The following is a 16,029-nucleotide window of genomic DNA, read 5'->3' as shown; positions in this document are numbered from 1 at the left end:
GCAAAAGACCGCGCCTGCGAGTGACTCCAGAGAGTCATCGCAGGCGCGGTCTTTATGTTTGCATCACTCGGACTTGCGGATTTTTTCCACAATCGCCGTGGTCGAGCTGTTTTCCACCAGCCCCAGCACTTTAACGGTGCCGCCGTAGGCTTTGACGATGTCGGCGCCGACAACCTGGTCGATGCCATAGTCGCCGCCCTTCACCAGCACGTCCGGCTTGACCTCGCGCAACAGGTTTTCAGGGGTGCCTTCGGCGAAGCTGATCACCCAGTCCACCGCACCGAGACCGGCGAGCACCGCCATGCGCCGATCAACACTGTTGATCGGGCGGCCAGGGCCTTTCAGGCGGCTGACCGAAGCGTCATCGTTGATCGCAACGATCAAGCGATCGCCCTGGGCCCGCGCCTGCTCGAGGTAGGTCACATGGCCGGCGTGGAGGATGTCGAAACAGCCGTTGGTGAATACGATCCGCTCGTTGTGCGCCCGGGCATCGGCCACCGCCAGCAGCAGTTGCTCCAGACCCAGCACGCCGCGCTCGGAACCTTCTTCACGCTGAATGGCGCGACGCAGTTCCGGGGCGCTGATCGCCGCCGTACCCAGCTTGCCGACCACGATGCCCGCCGCCAGGTTGGCCAGCGCCACCGCGTGCGGCAGTTCTTCACCGGCGGCAATCGCAGCCGCCAGGGTGGAAATCACCGTGTCGCCGGCACCGGTCACGTCGAACACTTCACGGGCCCGGGCCGGCAGGTGCAGCGCCGGATGATCCGGACGCAGCAGGGTCATGCCGTGCTCGCCACGGGTCACCAGCAGTGCGCCGAGCTCGAGGTCGTGCATCAGCGTTGCGCCCTTGCTCACCAGTTCGTGCTCATCGGCGCAACCGCCGACGATGGCTTCGAACTCGCTGAGGTTCGGGGTGATCAGGCTCGCGCCACGGTAGATCGAGAAATCCTTGCCCTTCGGGTCGGCCAGCACCGGGATGCCTTTGGCACGCGCGGCCTGGATCAGCGCCTGATGGTTTTTCAGGGCGCCTTTGCCGTAGTCGGACAGCACCAGCACCTTGATGCCTTCCAGCAGGTCGTCGACCTGAGAGGCAAGCGCCAGGGCGTCGGTGGCGAACGGTTCTTCGAAGTCGATACGCAGCAATTGCTGGTGCCGGCTCATGACCCGCAACTTGACGATGGTCGGCTGGTGCGCGATGCGCTGGAACAAGGCTCGCACGCCCGCACCCTTGAGGCTGTTGCTCAGGCTGTCGGCAGCCTCGTCATCACCGGTCACACCGACCAGCGACGCCGGCGCACCCAGCGCGGCAATGTTCAAGGCAACGTTGGCGGCACCGCCCGGGCGGTCTTCGATTTGCTCGACCTTTACAACCGGTACCGGCGCCTCAGGGGAAATCCGTGAGGTACCACCATGCCAGTAACGGTCGAGCATGACATCGCCGACCACCAAGACAGGGGCTTGATCGAATCGCGGCATGGACAACTTCATGGAGCAACCCACATACAAAATGAACAGGGGCGCGATATTAACACAGGGTTGGCGAAGGCTTGTGCGGTGGCTGCAACAGGATGAAACGACAGGCTTTTTTGCTCATTTTTTGCACAGGAACGCGGCCAGTCGATGACAGGCATCGGCCAGTTTCACCTCATCGGTATCGATCCGGCACTCGGCCGCCAACGGAGCCTCGTACGGGCTGTCGATCCCGGTGAAGTCCTTGATCCGCCCTTCTCGCGCCGCCCGGTACAAACCCTTCGGGTCGCGTCGGGCACAGACCTCCAGCGAGGTGCTGACATGCACTTCAATGAAATCGCCTTCGGCAAACAGCCGGCGTGCCGTATCCCGCTCGGCACGAAACGGTGAAATGGCGGCCACGATCACGATCAACCCGGCGTCCACCATCAACCGCGCCACTTCGGCGGTGCGCCGGATGTTTTCGCGCCGGCAGGCCTCGGTCATCCCCAGATCGCGACAAAGACCGCCGCGCAGGTTGTCGCCATCGAGCAGGAACGTATGCAGACCGAACTGGTGCAGATGCAGCTCCAGTGCATTGGCCAGCGTCGATTTGCCGGCCCCGGACAACCCGGTCAGCCACAGGCAGCGCGGTTGCTGCGACTTCTGCTCGGCGCGAGCCTGGGCGGGCAGTGCCAGGGCATAGGGGCGGATGGCCGGGGGCAACAGCGAAACGGACAGTGCTTCATTCATAGCCGAGCATCTCGTAGTCACGTTCATAGACCCGCCGAACCAGGCGTCGGGTGCGCTGCGTGCAGAAATCACGCGCCGGCGACGGACGCCGCTGACGGGAAACGTTGACGTGCTGCAATTGACTCGTCAGCCCCAGGTGCTCGCACACCAGGCGAAAATCCCGCTCCAGATGCTCCTGATAGCCGACGAAATCCAGCGCCAGGCGGCCCAGCGAATCGGTGAGAAAGTCGGTTTGCGCGGCAAAGTGCAATTGTCGCGAAATGGTGTCGGCATGTAGCCAGCGCGCAACAAAATCGTCGAAGTCGCGGTAATTCCTGACCATTTGCTGCGCTGCGTGATCACGCTCGCTCAGTTCGTTGCCCCGCAGGAACGCGTAGGCCGAATAGGCACGCTCCAGCGGATCACGCACGAAAGCGAACTTGTATGCAGCCGCAAACTGCGCGGGAAACTGTTCTTCATACCAGTACAACGGCAGATGGCCCGGCCGCCAACCGTCGAACATCGCCGCGCACACGCTGCTGCCGGCGCATTTGGGCACATGAATGAACAGGCAGGAATGCTGCGCGAAGGCCTTGGGAAAGCTCAGGTTGGCGGACATCGACTTGTTCACCACTTGCCGGTCGACCACCGACAGGCGCCCGAGCAGAAAGGTCCGCTGCGACTTGGGCAACAGTTTCCACAGATAGCGTTGCAGCATGAGAGTACCCGCGCGACGGGGATAGCCCCTTCGTTGGAAGTCAGAGTTCAGTCAGGAACCTTAACAAGCGCGATGCCGGGTTTTATGCAGGTTTGGTCAAGAAGGGTAAAGATTCGGATACAAATGGCCGGGCGCATTGCGCGCCCGACCTTCACAAGGCTGGATCAGGCGATGTCTTCGGCCGGCGCATCGAGGCCCATGGCGTTCAGACGCGCGTAGTAGCCGTTTTGCGCCAGCAGGTCGCCGTGAGTCCCGCGCTCGACGATCCGGCCCTGATCCATGACCAGAATCAGATCGGCCTTCTCGATAGTCGACAGACGGTGAGCGATCACCAGCGTGGTGCGGCCTTTCATCACCTGGTCCAGAGCCGCCTGAATGTGCCGCTCGGATTCGGTGTCGAGAGCCGAGGTGGCCTCGTCGAGGATCAGCAGCGGCGCGTTCTTGAGCAAGGCTCGGGCAATCGCCAGGCGCTGGCGCTGACCGCCGGAAAGCAGCACGCCGTTCTCGCCGACCTGGGTGTCCAGGCCTTCCGGCAGTTGCGCGATGAAATCCATCGCGTACGCATCACGCGCCGCTTTCTCGATGTCTTCACGCGGTGCCCCGGCCAGGTCGCCGTAGGCAATGTTGTTGGCCACGGTGTCGCTGAACAGGGTGACGTGCTGGGTCACTTGGGCGATGTGGCGGCGCAGGTTGAGCAACTTGTACTGCTCGACTTCCACGCCATCGATCAGGATTTCACCCTTGTCGTGGTGATAGAAGCGCGGGATCAGGTTGGCCAGCGTCGACTTGCCGCTGCCGGAGCGCCCCACCAGCGCCACCATCTGCCCCGGCTCGACCGAGAAGCTGATGTTGTCGAGTACCTGACGCTCGGTCCCCGGGTAGGTGAAGCTCAGGTTACGCACATCGAGACGACCGCTGACCGCATCGCGCTCGATCGTGCCGGTATCGACTTCCGGCTCGACGTCCAGTTGCTCGAAAATGCTTTCGGCACCGGCAACGCCCTTCTGGATGGTCGAGCTGACTTCGGACAACTGGCGGATCGGCTTGGGCAACAGGCCAGCCAGGGTGATGTAGGCCACCATGTCACCCGCCGAGGCGTCACCGCGCAGGAACAGCACCAGGAACATCAACACCGCCATGGCGCTGTAGATCACCAGTTGCAGCATCGGCGTGTAGATCGCGCCGGTGCGGGTCATGCGCAGTTGTTTGTCGGTATTGCTCTGACTGGCGTTGAGGAAGCGCTTTTCTTCGTAGGTTTCGCCGCCGAAGCTGCGCACCACGCGATAACCCTGGATGGTTTCCGAGGCCACGTGTGTCACGTCGCCCATGGCCGCCTGGATCTTCTTGCTCTGCTTGCGGAATTTCTTGCTCGCGGTACGCACCATCACGGCGATCAGCGGCAGGATCGCGACCATCACCAGCGTCAGCTTCCAGTTCATGAACAACAGGGAGGCGAACAGGAAGATCACCGTCATGCCTTCACGGATTACGACCTTGATCGCATCTGTTGCCGCCCCCGTGACCATGGTCACGTTGAAGGTGATACGCGAAATCAGATGGCCGGAGTTATGCTTGTCGAAATACCGGTTCGGCAGCACCAGCAGGTTGTTGAACAGCTGTACCCGCAGATCGTGCACCAGGCCCAGGGAAACCTTGGCCAGGAAGTAGTTGCCCAGATAGGATCCCAGGCCCTGCCACGCAGCGATCAGGATGATCAGCAGCGGTACCGCCTGCAACAGTTGCAGGTCGCGCAGGTACGGCACGGTGGGAAACAGCACTGCCTCGGGATTGGACAGACCGTCGACGAAATACTTGAGAATGTAACCGAGCATCGGCTGGGTCGATGCGAAAATCAGAAAACCGACGATGCTGATCAGGAACAGACTGATATACGGCCGGACGTAGCCGAGCAGGCGGAAGTAGATTTTCAAGCTCGAAGGGCTTGCGGCGAGACTGGAGTCGGTCATATCACGCGAGAGTCGATAAAAAGGACGCTGACTTTAGCACAGCTTCTTCAGGGTTCTGGCAATCGGGCAAAGGCTGTTATTGTTAGGCATCTTTTTCAGCATCAAATAGCCATCAATGAAATGGCCGATTAACTTCAGGATTGAATCTCACAGCATGCAACTTCGCGGCTTCAGCAGTACGTCCAATCGAATCTTCGATTTCATCAGCCTGTGGATACTTCCCGTCGGCTACTTCCTGCTCTTGTGCGCGCTGTTCTTCCTGCCGGGTCGCAGCCTGCATCACAAACTGTTTTATGGTCTGTTCAGCATTCCTGCACTGATCGCCCTGTGCCTGCGCCCGCGGGAGTTGAAAGAGCTGCTGGGCGAACCGGTGATTCTGGCGGTACTTGCGTTCATTGCCTGGGCGCTGCTCAGTCTGTGCTGGGGTCCGCCCGATGGCGAATCGTTCGGCGGCATGCTCAAACCCCCGCTGCATACCTTGCTGTTGTTCGTCGGTTGCTACCTGGTGGTGCGCTACCGCAGTGACATTATTTCGCCAATGCTGTTCGTCGCGGCCGTGGTTGCCCTGATCGCCACGATCTGTTTCCTGATCCCCTTTATCCATCATTACCAGCCAGGTGCGCGTCTGGTCGGCGGCGGGGCGTTCGACAACCCGCTGCTCAGCTCCCATCTGTTCGGTTTTTTCTGTGCCTACTGGCTCAGCGTCAGCATGTCCTGCAAACATGGCCGCCTGCTCTGGCTCAGCCTGCCGGCGATGCTGATCATGTTCGCGGCGGTGATCTCGACCGGTTCCAGAACGCCGCTGGTCGCCTTGACCATGGCGGCCTTGTGGCTGGCCTTCATCTGCTGGAACCGGCGTTCGCTGGTGATGCTGGGGTCACTGGCGGCCGTCGGCATCGCCGTGGTCGCCCTGTTCTCGAAGATGATCACCGAGCGCGGCGACTCCTACCGTTTCGAAATCTGGCAGATTGCCCTGCAAAAAATTGCCGATCACCCCTGGATCGGTCATGGCTACAACGCCGATCTGGCGATTGACCCGGGCGTTGGCTACAGCTTTCAGGAACCGCACAGTTTTGCCCTCGGCGTGCTTTATTACGTCGGCATCCTGGGCCTGCTGCCGTGGCTGTTCTTCCAGGGCTGGAGCTTGCTGAGCAGTTGGCGTCAACGCGTACAACCCTTGCTGATCATCGCCTCCACCTGGCTGGTGTTCGGCATCGGCGCCGGGCTGACAGAAGGTGGCGGCATCATCTCGCGCCCCAAGGAACACTGGTTCCTGCTGTGGATTCCGCTGGCGCTGATTGCTGCGATCAGCATCAATCAGCGGGCCCGACGACTGTTGGCAATACCGGTGCAGAAACTGTCGGTCTCCGGCCTGCAACAACGCTGCGCCGATGCTCAGGTGATTGAAGAGGACGGCCTGGGTCCAAAGGTTCTGCGCCTGACCGATGGCAGCTTCCTCAAGCTGTTCCGTCGCCGCCGCTGGTACACCTCCGGCAACTTCAACCCGTACTCCGAACGCTTCGCCATCAATAGCGAACAATTGCGCCGGATGGGCATCCCGACCCCGCAGGTGCTGAATCTGTATCGCCTGGACGATGGCAGCAGCGCGGTGCACTACGCTCCGCTGCCGGGTCACACCTTGCGTCAGGTGCTTCAGGGCATCCCTGCACCGGCGGTGCGACAGGCGCTGGTCGAACGTTTCGGCAAGTTCATGGCCCGGCTTCATGAGCAGGGTGTCTATTTCCGCTCACTGCATCTGGGTAACGTGCTGGTGCTGGAGGACGGTGAGTTCGGGCTGATCGATCTGGCCGACCTGCGCATCTATCCATCACCCTTGAGCCTTTCATTGCGCCAGCGCAACTTGCGCCACATGCAGCGCTACACGGAAGACAAGCGCTGGCTGTTCGAGGATCACTTCGATGCCCTGCTCCAGGGGTATTCAGTGACGGCCTCCAAGGCTGCCGTCGACAATCTGCACCGGCAAGTGCAACAGGGAGGTCGCCCGGCTCGGGCCCACTGATCATGACGGATACAAACCCAGTCTTTGCCGCGATAGCGTATCTGCTCGCTATCGCGACGTCGGTAATGTTCCTGCGTCTGATACCCAAAGCCGCCCTGCACCTGCGTCATAGCGGCGAAAGCCGCTATAACAGCATTGACGGCTTGCGCGGTTATCTGGCTTTTGGCGTGTTCATTCATCACGCAATCATTACCTGGTTCTACCTGCGTACTGGCGTCATCGACTTTCCGCCCAGCAATCTCTATTCCCAATTGGGCCAGGCCAGTGTCGCGCTGTTTTTCATGATCACCGGCTTCCTGTTCTGGAGCCGCCTGCTCAAACAGGGTCGCGACCATGACTGGCAGGCATTTGCGGTCTCACGGGTATTTCGGCTTTACCCGCTTTACCTGCCGCTGATGCTGATCGTGTTTGTCACCGTCTTCCACCTGCAAGGCTGGGAGCTGAAAGACTCCGGCACGCAGCTGGCCGGGCAGATACTGGCCTGGCTGACGTTCGACCGACCCGACATCAATCAGTACCCCCATAGCGGCATGTTGATTTCCAACGTGACCTGGACGCTGGCCTATGAGGTGTTTTTCTACCTGGCGCTGCCACTTCTGGGGCTGATATTCATCTACCGCAAGCACTGGCTGCAGGTGGTCCTGTGCCTGATCGGGATCTATGCCCTTTATCAGGTGGTCGGCTGGGAGCATTCGCTGAAAAAGCACTTTCTGGCGAGTTTCCTGGGGGGTATCGCCGCGGCTTACTGGGTGAGACGTCCCCATCTGGTGGCATGGAGCCAGACACGGTTCGCCACCTTCATTGCCCTGCTGGCCCTTGTTCTCGTGATGACGCAATACAAACGCGCCTTCAGCCTGATGCCGCTGCTGTTGCTGGGCGTGTTTTTCGTCATCGTGGCATCGGGCAACGCACTATTTGGCGCCTTGCGCCTGCGTAGCGTCCGCTGGCTGGGAGAGATCAGCTACAGCACCTATCTGCTGCACGGCTATGTGCTCTGGATGATGGTGCAGCAACTGCCACACCTGGTTCCCTTCAATCCACAGAACCCGATCCTCTATCTGCTGTTGATGGCCGTGTGCAGTTGTCTGCTGATCGTGATCGCCAGCCTGACATTTCTGTACGTCGAGAAACCGGGCATCGAAGCAGGCAGGAAGTTTCTGCAATGGTTACGCCAGAAGCAGGCGCCGAAAAAACTGGCCGACAAAGCCGTTCAGGACCACTGAGCGGCTACACCGGCTGACGTTGACGGGCATAACTCAGGAAAGCCTCGATGTCATCGCTGCAGAGCTTGTCGACCAGCCCACGCAGTTCGGCTTCCGGCCAATCCCACCAGGCACTCTGCAACAACTGCTGACGCTGCTCCTCGGGAAACCGCCAGCGCAGGAACTTCGCCGGATTGCCGCCCATGACCGCATAGGGTTCGACATCCCGTGTGACCAGTGCACCGGCAGCGATGATCGCGCCACTGCCGATGGTGACACCCGACAGGATCGTGCAGTTGGAGCACAGCCAGACATCGTTGCCGATTATCACGTCCCCGTGAGTACCGCTGTAATCGCAGATGCCAGCGGCCTCCGGCAGCATCGCCGGAAAGGGAAACGTGGTCACCCAGTCCGCCCGGTGATGCCCGCCAAGAAAGATCTGCACACCTACGGCAATCGAACAGTAGGCACCGATCTTCAGCGTCGAGCCTTCCTTCCAGTCATGAACGAGCGGCAGACCATAACTGCCCCGGCCAAAGCTGTAGTCAGGGTAAGCCCGGGCGAACCGCGCCGCGCCGCGTTCGATCTTCGGCAGCTTGCGAATCGCCCGTTTGGCGCGCTGCTCACGCCAGCGCTGAAGCCAGCCCATGGCTCAGTCCTTTTCCAGCGGTGAAAACAGCAACCGGCCCAGACCGCGCCAGGTTTTCTTGTTCCAGGCCTTGAGCGGAATCTGTGCCAGCAGCTCCCGCGCCAGTTTGCGGTCACGGTTGGCGGTTTTCAGGAACATCGAATTGAGCGACTTGTAGCGCACCTCGTCGTACAGCGGGTGATCGCTGAACAGCGCGTAAGTGCGCAGGATGTTTTCGATCATGAAACGATGGTTTTTGTACGAGTTCGTGGCGTGTTTGCGATAGCGCGCCATCACCACGTTCAGACCGTCGATGAAATACCCGGCGCGGGTGACTTTCAGCTCGATGTACAGATCCTCAAGACGAATCGTCGGATCGAACCCACCCACCTTGTCCAGTGCCTCGCGGCGGATCATCAGGGTCGGCGCCGGCGGATACGGCTTGCGCTCCAGGAACATGTCATCGAAATCCAGGCGACGGAACGGCACGTCCCGACGCTGGCGCTTTTCCGGGTAGAGGTTGCCATCGGCGTCCATCAACTCGATGTTGCCGGCGCAGATACCCACTTCCGGCTTGCCGTCCATGTACGCGACCTGGGTGGCGATCCGGTCCGGGTACATGATGTCATCGGAGCCGAACGGTACGATCAGGCTGCCCCTGGCCCGCGCAATCGCGCCGTTCAGCGTATTGGTCAGGCCCTGGTTCTGCTGCACGCGGAAGTCGAAGCCGTGCTTGGCCTGCAAGGCATTGATGCGCTCGACGCTATCATCCTTCGAGCCGTCGTCGACCACCAGCAGCTCAATATTCTTGTAGCTCTGGTTGATGACGCTGAGGATGCTTTCCTCGATGTACGGTCCGTGGTTATAGGACGCGATGATCACGGTGACGATGGGTTGTGCATCGCTCAGGGCGGTGACCTCACTCATGGCTGTTCCTTGCGGGCCTGCGCCAGGCCGGAGTCGATCAGGGTCAGGTATTCCTGACGGAAGACCTCGATGTCGTGTTGTTCCTGCAAATAGCGATAGGCCTGCTCGCCCTTGGCCTTGAGCTCGTCATCCGACAGCCCGAGGTAGGTATCCAGTGCCGTCACCAGGCTCGTCACGTCCTTGGGGGTGATCGACAGACCACCGGCACCTTCGATCAGCGGCAACATGGCCGGCACGTTCGACGCGATCACCGGCAGATGCCCGCTCATGCCTTCCAGCAAGGCCAGGCCCAGGCCTTCGGCCAGTGACGGCATGGTCCAGATATCGAACGCACGCACGTATTGCAAGGCGTTTTCCTTGAAGCCCAGCAGGTGCGCGCGACCGCTCAGGCCCAACTGTTCGATCTCGGCCGCCAGCGGCGCTTGCAGGCGCCCGGCACCGATGATTGCCAGTTGGGTGTTCGGGTATTTGTCTTTCAGTTGGGCGAAAGCCTGCAACAGGTAAGTGTGGCCCTTGACCGACACCAGCCGGCCCAGCGCACCGATCAGGCGCACCTTCGGGTCGATACCGAGCAGCTCACGGGCCCGCTCGCGGCTGTGTTGCAAACCTTCCGCCTGTTCGATGTCGATGGCGTTGGTGATCGCGTACGTATTCTGATCGGTGAAACCGCAATCGCAGTCCAGCAGGTACTGTTTGACCGCCGGCGACACACCGACGAAACGCCAGTGGCGATCGATCAGACGCTGGGTCTGACGACGGCGGTAGAAGCGATCGTACTCGCCAAAACCGTGGGAAATGCCGATGCACAACGGCACTTTCAACCAGCGGTTGAGCGTCAGCATCATGTTCACCGGTTTGAACCGGTTACAGATCACCACGTCGAACTTTTCCCGCCGGCAGAACTTGTACAGCTGCCACATCGCCCGCAGGCGCATGCCTTTGAGGGACTTGTCGGAAAACTCGAAATACACCGAACGGTCGGCCCGGCTGACGGCTTCACCCGGCCCGGGCTTCCCGCGCAGGAATGCTGCCGTCACCTCATAACGATCCGTCGGCAAAGCCTTGACGATCTGTTCGGCGAGGTCGGCGAAATCATGGGATTTGACGTTGTAGTCGGGCTGCAGCTGCAGAACCTTTGCGCGTTGACTCATGACTCTCCCCGTTGCGAACCCGTCGCGCCTGTTTCGCTCTGCTTCAGCACCCAGAACAACTCCTGGCGCCTGACCGCTTTGCGGAAAAATTCGTTCTCGCCGTAGACCGACGGCGTTCGGCCGGCCAGCACTCGCTGAAACAGCCGGCGCAGTCGCCGCTTGAACGGTGCCGGCGGCTGCAGGTCATGCATCATGCCCAGCGCCATGGCTTTGTCCCGTTGCAGCTCGATCGACAGCGGCAGGCACAGCGGCTGCATCGCCACGCTCGCATCGAACGTCGGCGGCAAGGCGATGCCCTGCCCGCTGTCGCCCATCGGCCAGCGATCGTTGTCGTGCAGGTGGTTGGCGTAACCGAGCAGGGTCGGTTGGTAATCGAGACCGCGCAAGGCTTCCAGTACGGCCTCCTGGGCGCAGATATGGTCGGGATGCGGATCCAGCGTCGGATGTGGCAACACGATCACATCCGGACGCGCACGAGACAGGACGTCACGCAGGTCGGCCAGCAGATTGTTCCAGGTCGGCGCGCCGTCGGCATCGCCGGGCAAGGCAAACGGATTCAACTGACGAAAAATTCGCGTGTCGCTCAGATCAGCTTCCCGCGAGCCAATCGGTTGATTCGGCGCAGCCTTCATCGCCGCCAGTTGCAGGCAGAAGTAACCGAGCTGCACGCAATGTTCCTGCGGCACACCGGCCCAACGCGGCACGGCGAGGCTGTCCCAGGCCCGCAAGCGGCCCTTGAGCCGCGATGCCTCGACCTTGTTCAGGCCCATCTGCTGATAGTGTTCGGCTTCGATCTCACCAGCGGTCAGGGTGACGATCCAGGCCTCATCGGCCTGACTGTACAAGCCGTAAGCGGCCAACTCGGCATCGTCGGCGTGCGGCGCGATCACCATCACCCGCTGCCGGCGGTAGTCCGGCTGCTCCAGCGCCCACAACACCGGCTCGCCGGTCACCCGGCAGAAACGTCCGCGCAGGCGCAGCAGCCCTTGCGACAAGGTCTGTGCCTGACCGCTGAGGTTCAGATAACGCAGGCCGTTGACGCCACGTTCGAAGGTCAGTGCATCCGGATTCGCACCGCCCGCAAGCTCCACACGTGGATCGAAGAAACGTCCCAGCCAGGTGCTTTTCACCCGCACGGCGAGGATCAGCGTGGCGTCGTCCACCAGCATCACGCCCTCGTCGAGGCGTAATTGCTCACCGCTCAAATGCACTTTCGGCTGCGGTGTGAACGGCGGAAAGCTGTATTGGTAATCGTCTTTCGGCGAGTAGAACAAGTGATCGGCGAACCACGCTTCGTGAGCGATCCAGCCAACCACCGCCAGCACCAGCGGCAACCACCAGGCCACCAGCACACCGAGGGCGATCAACACGATCAGCGCGATCAACAGGCCGATGCGTTTATTACGCCGGTGACGCTTGAGCAGTTGCTGTTTGCGGCTCATGGGCTGACTCATACGGTGAAGACCGGCACAGGATTGCACCAGCGATCCTTGTATTCACGGTCGGCACGACCGAAGGAAAAGCGCAGCGGCTTGTCCAGTGCCCGCGCGTGTTCCCAGGCAGATTGGGTATTGAGGAAACTCAGGACGCTGCCAGGGCTGAACTCACGGGTTTCGGGATCGACGCCGCCGTTGATGTACTCGACGCTGATCCACTCCGGCGCTTCGACGCGATACACCAGCTGAATGGCGATCGGCGCATCGTTGAGGAAGATCACCGAACCGATCAACAGCTCGCGCAGCAGCTCGATGACCTCGGCCATGCGTGCCGCGCCAGTGGCCGGGAAACCCCAGCGACGCTGAAACAGATCGCAGTAGATCGCTGCCAGTTCGGCACTCGAAAAGTCGCTGACCGGCCGTACGACACCGCCCGCTTCTTCCAGCAGGCGCAGTTCGCGGCGCTGGTTGTAGCGAAACTTCTTCGACAGTTCTTCCGGGGTGCGGGCCATGGCCAGTTGTTCGGTCTGCAACTTGAGACCGCTGAAGCGGTTTTCGTTGAGCGCCGACAGGTAGCGCCCGCGATGGCGCAGCGGGGCCTGGGCATCGACGGCGGCCGGCAGGATCAGCTCGGCGTTGCCGAGGTCGAACAGGCCTTTCTTGCCGTTGCGCTTGAGCACGTCCTTGGACAAGGCCAGATCACGGCCCCAGGTCGGGATCGCCGCTTTGACTTCGCCCTGCTGCTCCCAGGCCAGATAGCGCACCGGAATGCCGGCCAGATCCGCCAGACGCTCGACGACCAGCGGATGAGTCGCGACGCTGCCACCAAAACGCTGCCAGGCCTGTGCATAAGTTGAGGCGTCAACGGGCGACCAGCCACGTTCGCGCCAGCCTTGAAATCGGTTGAGCATCAGCCCCTCGGTGCCAGATCGGTAACTTGCGGCAAATGCCAGAAGGTGTCGCGTACGGCGCGGTCGGAGAAGCACTCGCGCAGGCGATCGAACATCATCTCGGCGCATTGACGGCGTTGCTGCTCGTCCATGCCGGCCAGATGTTTCAGACCCTGGGCCAGATGTTCGGCGTCACCCAGCGGGAACAGGATGCCCACGCCTTCGACCACTTCTTTCGCCCCGCCGCACGCAGTCGCCAACAACGGCACGCCAGCGGCCATGGCCTCCAGCAGCACCATGCCGAACGGTTCGTGATCTGAGCTCAGGGCAAACACATCGAACGCCCGGAAGTAATTGCGCGCGTCCGGCACCTGACCGAGAAACAGCACGCGATCACCGACGCCCAGTTCGCGGGCCAGCGCCTTGAGGTCATCCTCAAGACGACCCTTGCCGAGAATCACCAGTTGGCTGTTGGCCGGCAGACCGGGCAGCGCCGCGGCAAAACCGTGCAGCAGCGTGGCCTGATCCTTGTCCGGGTGCAGGCGACCGACGTTGCCGACAATGAATGCATCCGCAGACAAACCGAGGGTTTCGCGGGCTTCACGGGCGGACACCTGACTCATCTGCAACGCCGAAACATCGATGCGGTTGTAGAGGGTCTGGATTCGCGTCGCCGGCCATTTCGGCAGGCAGCGGCGCATGTCGTCGCGCACCGCGTCGGACACACCGAGCAGGCTCAGACGTTTGCGGAAAATGTGCGCGAACAGCTTGCGCGTGCCGCGTTTGTAATCGCCAAACGCGTGGTGCACGCCAATCACCGGCAGCGAAGTGCCGAGCAAGGCGATGTAGATCGGCTTGAAGCGATGGGCGATGCAGAAACTGAAATTGCGTGAAGCGGCGATCTTGCGCAGATCGCCGATGGCGCCCAGCTTCAGGCCACGAATGGCCTTGGAGCTGTATTCCATGAACAACACTTCGTCGGAAGCGCAGGCCGCAGCCACCTCGCTATCGGCCGCCCCGGTCAGAAAGACCGTGGTGACCCGATAACCGGTGCCCGCGAACAGGCTGGCGTACTGCCGCGCGCAGTCCAGGAACGGCCCGTCATAGCCGTGGCAGAACTGCAGCACATGGCGTTCAGCCGAGCGTGTCATAAGCGTTTGCGCCTTCTTTGACCACCAGGATGTCTTCCATGATCAGGTACTGCAGATCGGAGCCGAAGAACATGTTCAGGGCGTCGGTCGGCGAGCAGATCATCGGTTCACCACGGCGGTTGAGCGAGGTGTTCAGGGACACGCCGTTGCCGGTCAGCACTTCCAGCGCCTTCATCATGTCGTAGTAGCGCGGGTTGTATTCGCGCTTGAGCACCTGGGCCCGGGAAGTACCGTCTTCGTGGACGACTTCCGGCACGCGGGTCTTCCACTCTTCAGCCACTTCGAAGGTGAAGGTCATGAACGGCGCCGGGTGATCGATCTTGATCATCTGTGGCGCAACGGTGTCGAGCATCGACGGGCAGAAAGGCCTCCAGCGCTCGCGGAACTTGATCTGGTGGTTGATGCGGTCAGCCACGCCAGCCACGCTCGGGCAACCGATGATCGAACGACCACCCAGTGCACGCGGACCGAACTCCATGCGGCCCTGGAACCAGGCCACCGGGTTGCCATCGACCATGATTTTGGCGATCTGCTCCGGCATGTTGTCGAGCTTGCGCCAGGTCGGCTTGTTCTCGTGACGGGCGCACGCTGCGATCACGTCTTCGTTGCTGTACGACGGGCCGAGGTAGACGTGTTCCATCTTCTCGACCGGCACGCCACGGGCGTTGGACACATAGGCCGCTGCGCCGACCGCAGTGCCGGCATCGCCGGATGCAGGCTGCACGAACAGTTCCCTGACGTCATCGCGGGCGATGATTTTCTGGTTCAGCTTGACGTTCAACGCACAGCCACCGGCGTAGGCCAGTTTGCCGGTTTCCTTGAGCACGTCGCCCAGGTAGTAGTCGATCATCTGCAGCGCAATTTTTTCGAACAGCGCTTGAATGCTGGCGGCGTAGTGGATGTACGGCTCGTCGGCGATGTCGCCTTCGCGCTTCGGACCCAGCCACTCGATCAGCTTCGGCGAGAAGTAGTAACCCTTGCCCTTCTCTTTGTAGCGACGCAGGCCGATCACGTTGGCGTAGTCGGTGTTGATCACCAGCTCGCCGTTCTCGAACGAAGCCAGGCGCGAGAAATCGTATTTGCTGGCGTCGCCGTACGGCGCCATGCCCATGACCTTGAACTCACCGTCCAGCATGTCGAAACCGAGGAACTCGGTGATCGCGCCGTACAGGCCGCCGAGAGAGTCCGGATCGAAGAATTCCTTGATCTTGTGGATCTTGCCGTTTTCGCCATAACCGAAGAAGGTCGTGGCGTACTCACCCTTGCCGTCGATGCCGAGGATCGCGGTTTTCTCTTTGAAACCCGAGCAGTGGTAAGCGCTGGAAGCGTGGGCCAGGTGGTGTTCGACCGGTTCGATCTTGATTTTCTTCGGATCGAAGCCCAACTGCTCCAGGCACCAGACGATCTTGTTGCGATAGCGCTTGTAGCGACGGTTACCCATCAGGATCGCGTCGAGTGCACGGTCCGGGGCGTACCAGTAACGCTTCGCGTACTGCCAGCGGGCCTTGCCGAAAATGCTGATCGGGGCGAACGGAATCGCCACCACGTCAACGTCGGACGGCTTGATGCCAGCCTGCTCCAGGCAGAACTTCGCCGATTCGTAGGGCATGCGGTTCTTTGCATGTTTATCGCGTACGAAGCGCTCTTCCTCAGCCGCCGCGACCAGCTTGCCGTCGATGTACAAGGCTGCTGAAGGATCATGGCTAAGGGCGCCGGACAGGCCAAGAATCGTCAATGCCACAGGGGTCTAGCCTCTTT

The 16,029-nt window shown here is 61.1% G+C and carries 13 protein-coding genes; 2 read left to right on the top strand and 11 right to left on the bottom strand.

Annotation, left to right across the window (positions count from 1 at the left end; all coding sequences use genetic code 11):
• Positions 1-63: 63 nt before the first annotated feature.
• From hldE to msbA, 4 genes are all read right to left on the bottom strand, one after another.
• Complete coding sequence (hldE, locus tag AC07VV_RS17610) at positions 64-1,488, bottom strand: bifunctional D-glycero-beta-D-manno-heptose-7-phosphate kinase/D-glycero-beta-D-manno-heptose 1-phosphate adenylyltransferase HldE (RefSeq protein ID WP_096819853.1); 1,425 nt, start codon at positions 1,486-1,488, stop codon at positions 64-66.
• Between the two features lie 102 nt (positions 1,489-1,590).
• Positions 1,591-2,202: an adenylyl-sulfate kinase gene (gene cysC / locus AC07VV_RS17605; protein WP_495036950.1), complete on the bottom strand. Its 612-nt coding sequence runs from the start codon at positions 2,200-2,202 to the stop codon at positions 1,591-1,593.
• Positions 2,195-2,899, bottom strand: a complete 705-nt coding sequence (locus tag AC07VV_RS17600; RefSeq protein WP_495036949.1) for a sulfotransferase family 2 domain-containing protein — start codon at positions 2,897-2,899, stop codon at positions 2,195-2,197. Before AC07VV_RS17600 ends, cysC begins: the two co-directional genes overlap by 8 nt.
• A gap of 164 nt (positions 2,900-3,063) precedes the next feature.
• The gene (gene msbA, locus AC07VV_RS17595) at positions 3,064-4,866 is read right to left on the bottom strand and encodes a lipid A export permease/ATP-binding protein MsbA (protein WP_096819856.1); all 1,803 of its coding nucleotides are present in this window, start codon (positions 4,864-4,866) and stop codon (positions 3,064-3,066) included.
• A 154-nt stretch (positions 4,867-5,020) separates the two neighbouring features.
• Here msbA and AC07VV_RS17590 point away from each other — a divergent pair, with 154 nt between their 5' ends.
• Positions 5,021-6,886 carry an O-antigen ligase family protein gene (locus AC07VV_RS17590; RefSeq protein ID WP_495036948.1) on the top strand — a complete coding sequence of 622 codons (1,866 nt, stop codon included), beginning with the start codon at positions 5,021-5,023 and terminating at the stop codon, positions 6,884-6,886.
• A 2-nt stretch (positions 6,887-6,888) separates the two neighbouring features.
• Positions 6,889-8,109, top strand: a complete 1,221-nt coding sequence (locus AC07VV_RS17585; RefSeq protein ID WP_495036947.1) for an acyltransferase family protein — start codon at positions 6,889-6,891, stop codon at positions 8,107-8,109.
• Between the two features lie 4 nt (positions 8,110-8,113).
• On the opposite strand, the gene AC07VV_RS17580 is transcribed toward AC07VV_RS17585, so the two are convergent.
• The 7 genes from AC07VV_RS17580 to AC07VV_RS17550 are packed head-to-tail and all read right to left on the bottom strand — an operon-like array spanning position 8,114 to position 16,012.
• The gene (locus tag AC07VV_RS17580) at positions 8,114-8,737 is read right to left on the bottom strand and encodes a CatB-related O-acetyltransferase (protein ID WP_495036946.1); all 624 of its coding nucleotides are present in this window, start codon (positions 8,735-8,737) and stop codon (positions 8,114-8,116) included.
• A 3-nt stretch (positions 8,738-8,740) separates the two neighbouring features.
• Positions 8,741-9,625 carry a glycosyltransferase gene (locus AC07VV_RS17575; protein WP_495037066.1) on the bottom strand — a complete coding sequence of 295 codons (885 nt, stop codon included), beginning with the start codon at positions 9,623-9,625 and terminating at the stop codon, positions 8,741-8,743.
• Between the two features lie 14 nt (positions 9,626-9,639).
• Positions 9,640-10,794, bottom strand: a complete 1,155-nt coding sequence (locus AC07VV_RS17570) for a glycosyltransferase family 4 protein (protein WP_096819860.1) — start codon at positions 10,792-10,794, stop codon at positions 9,640-9,642.
• Entirely contained in the window at positions 10,791-12,236 is a 1,446-nt protein-coding gene (locus AC07VV_RS17565; RefSeq protein ID WP_495036945.1) for a PIG-L family deacetylase, read from the bottom strand. The genes AC07VV_RS17570 and AC07VV_RS17565 overlap by 4 nt, the downstream gene beginning before the upstream one ends.
• An 8-nt stretch (positions 12,237-12,244) precedes the next feature.
• Positions 12,245-13,141, bottom strand: a complete 897-nt coding sequence (locus AC07VV_RS17560; RefSeq protein ID WP_495036944.1) for an antimicrobial resistance protein Mig-14 — start codon at positions 13,139-13,141, stop codon at positions 12,245-12,247.
• Positions 13,141-14,271, bottom strand: coding sequence for a glycosyltransferase (locus tag AC07VV_RS17555; protein WP_495036943.1), 1,131 nt, complete (start codon positions 14,269-14,271; stop codon positions 13,141-13,143). The genes AC07VV_RS17560 and AC07VV_RS17555 overlap by 1 nt, the downstream gene beginning before the upstream one ends.
• Entirely contained in the window at positions 14,255-16,012 is a 1,758-nt protein-coding gene (locus AC07VV_RS17550; protein ID WP_495036942.1) for a carbamoyltransferase family protein, read from the bottom strand. The genes AC07VV_RS17555 and AC07VV_RS17550 overlap by 17 nt, the downstream gene beginning before the upstream one ends.
• Positions 16,013-16,029 lie beyond the last annotated feature (17 nt).

It is taken from the genome of Pseudomonas sp. GW821-FHT02C04 (assembly GCF_059421845.1).
This window is presented reverse-complemented; position numbering and strand designations above follow the sequence as displayed.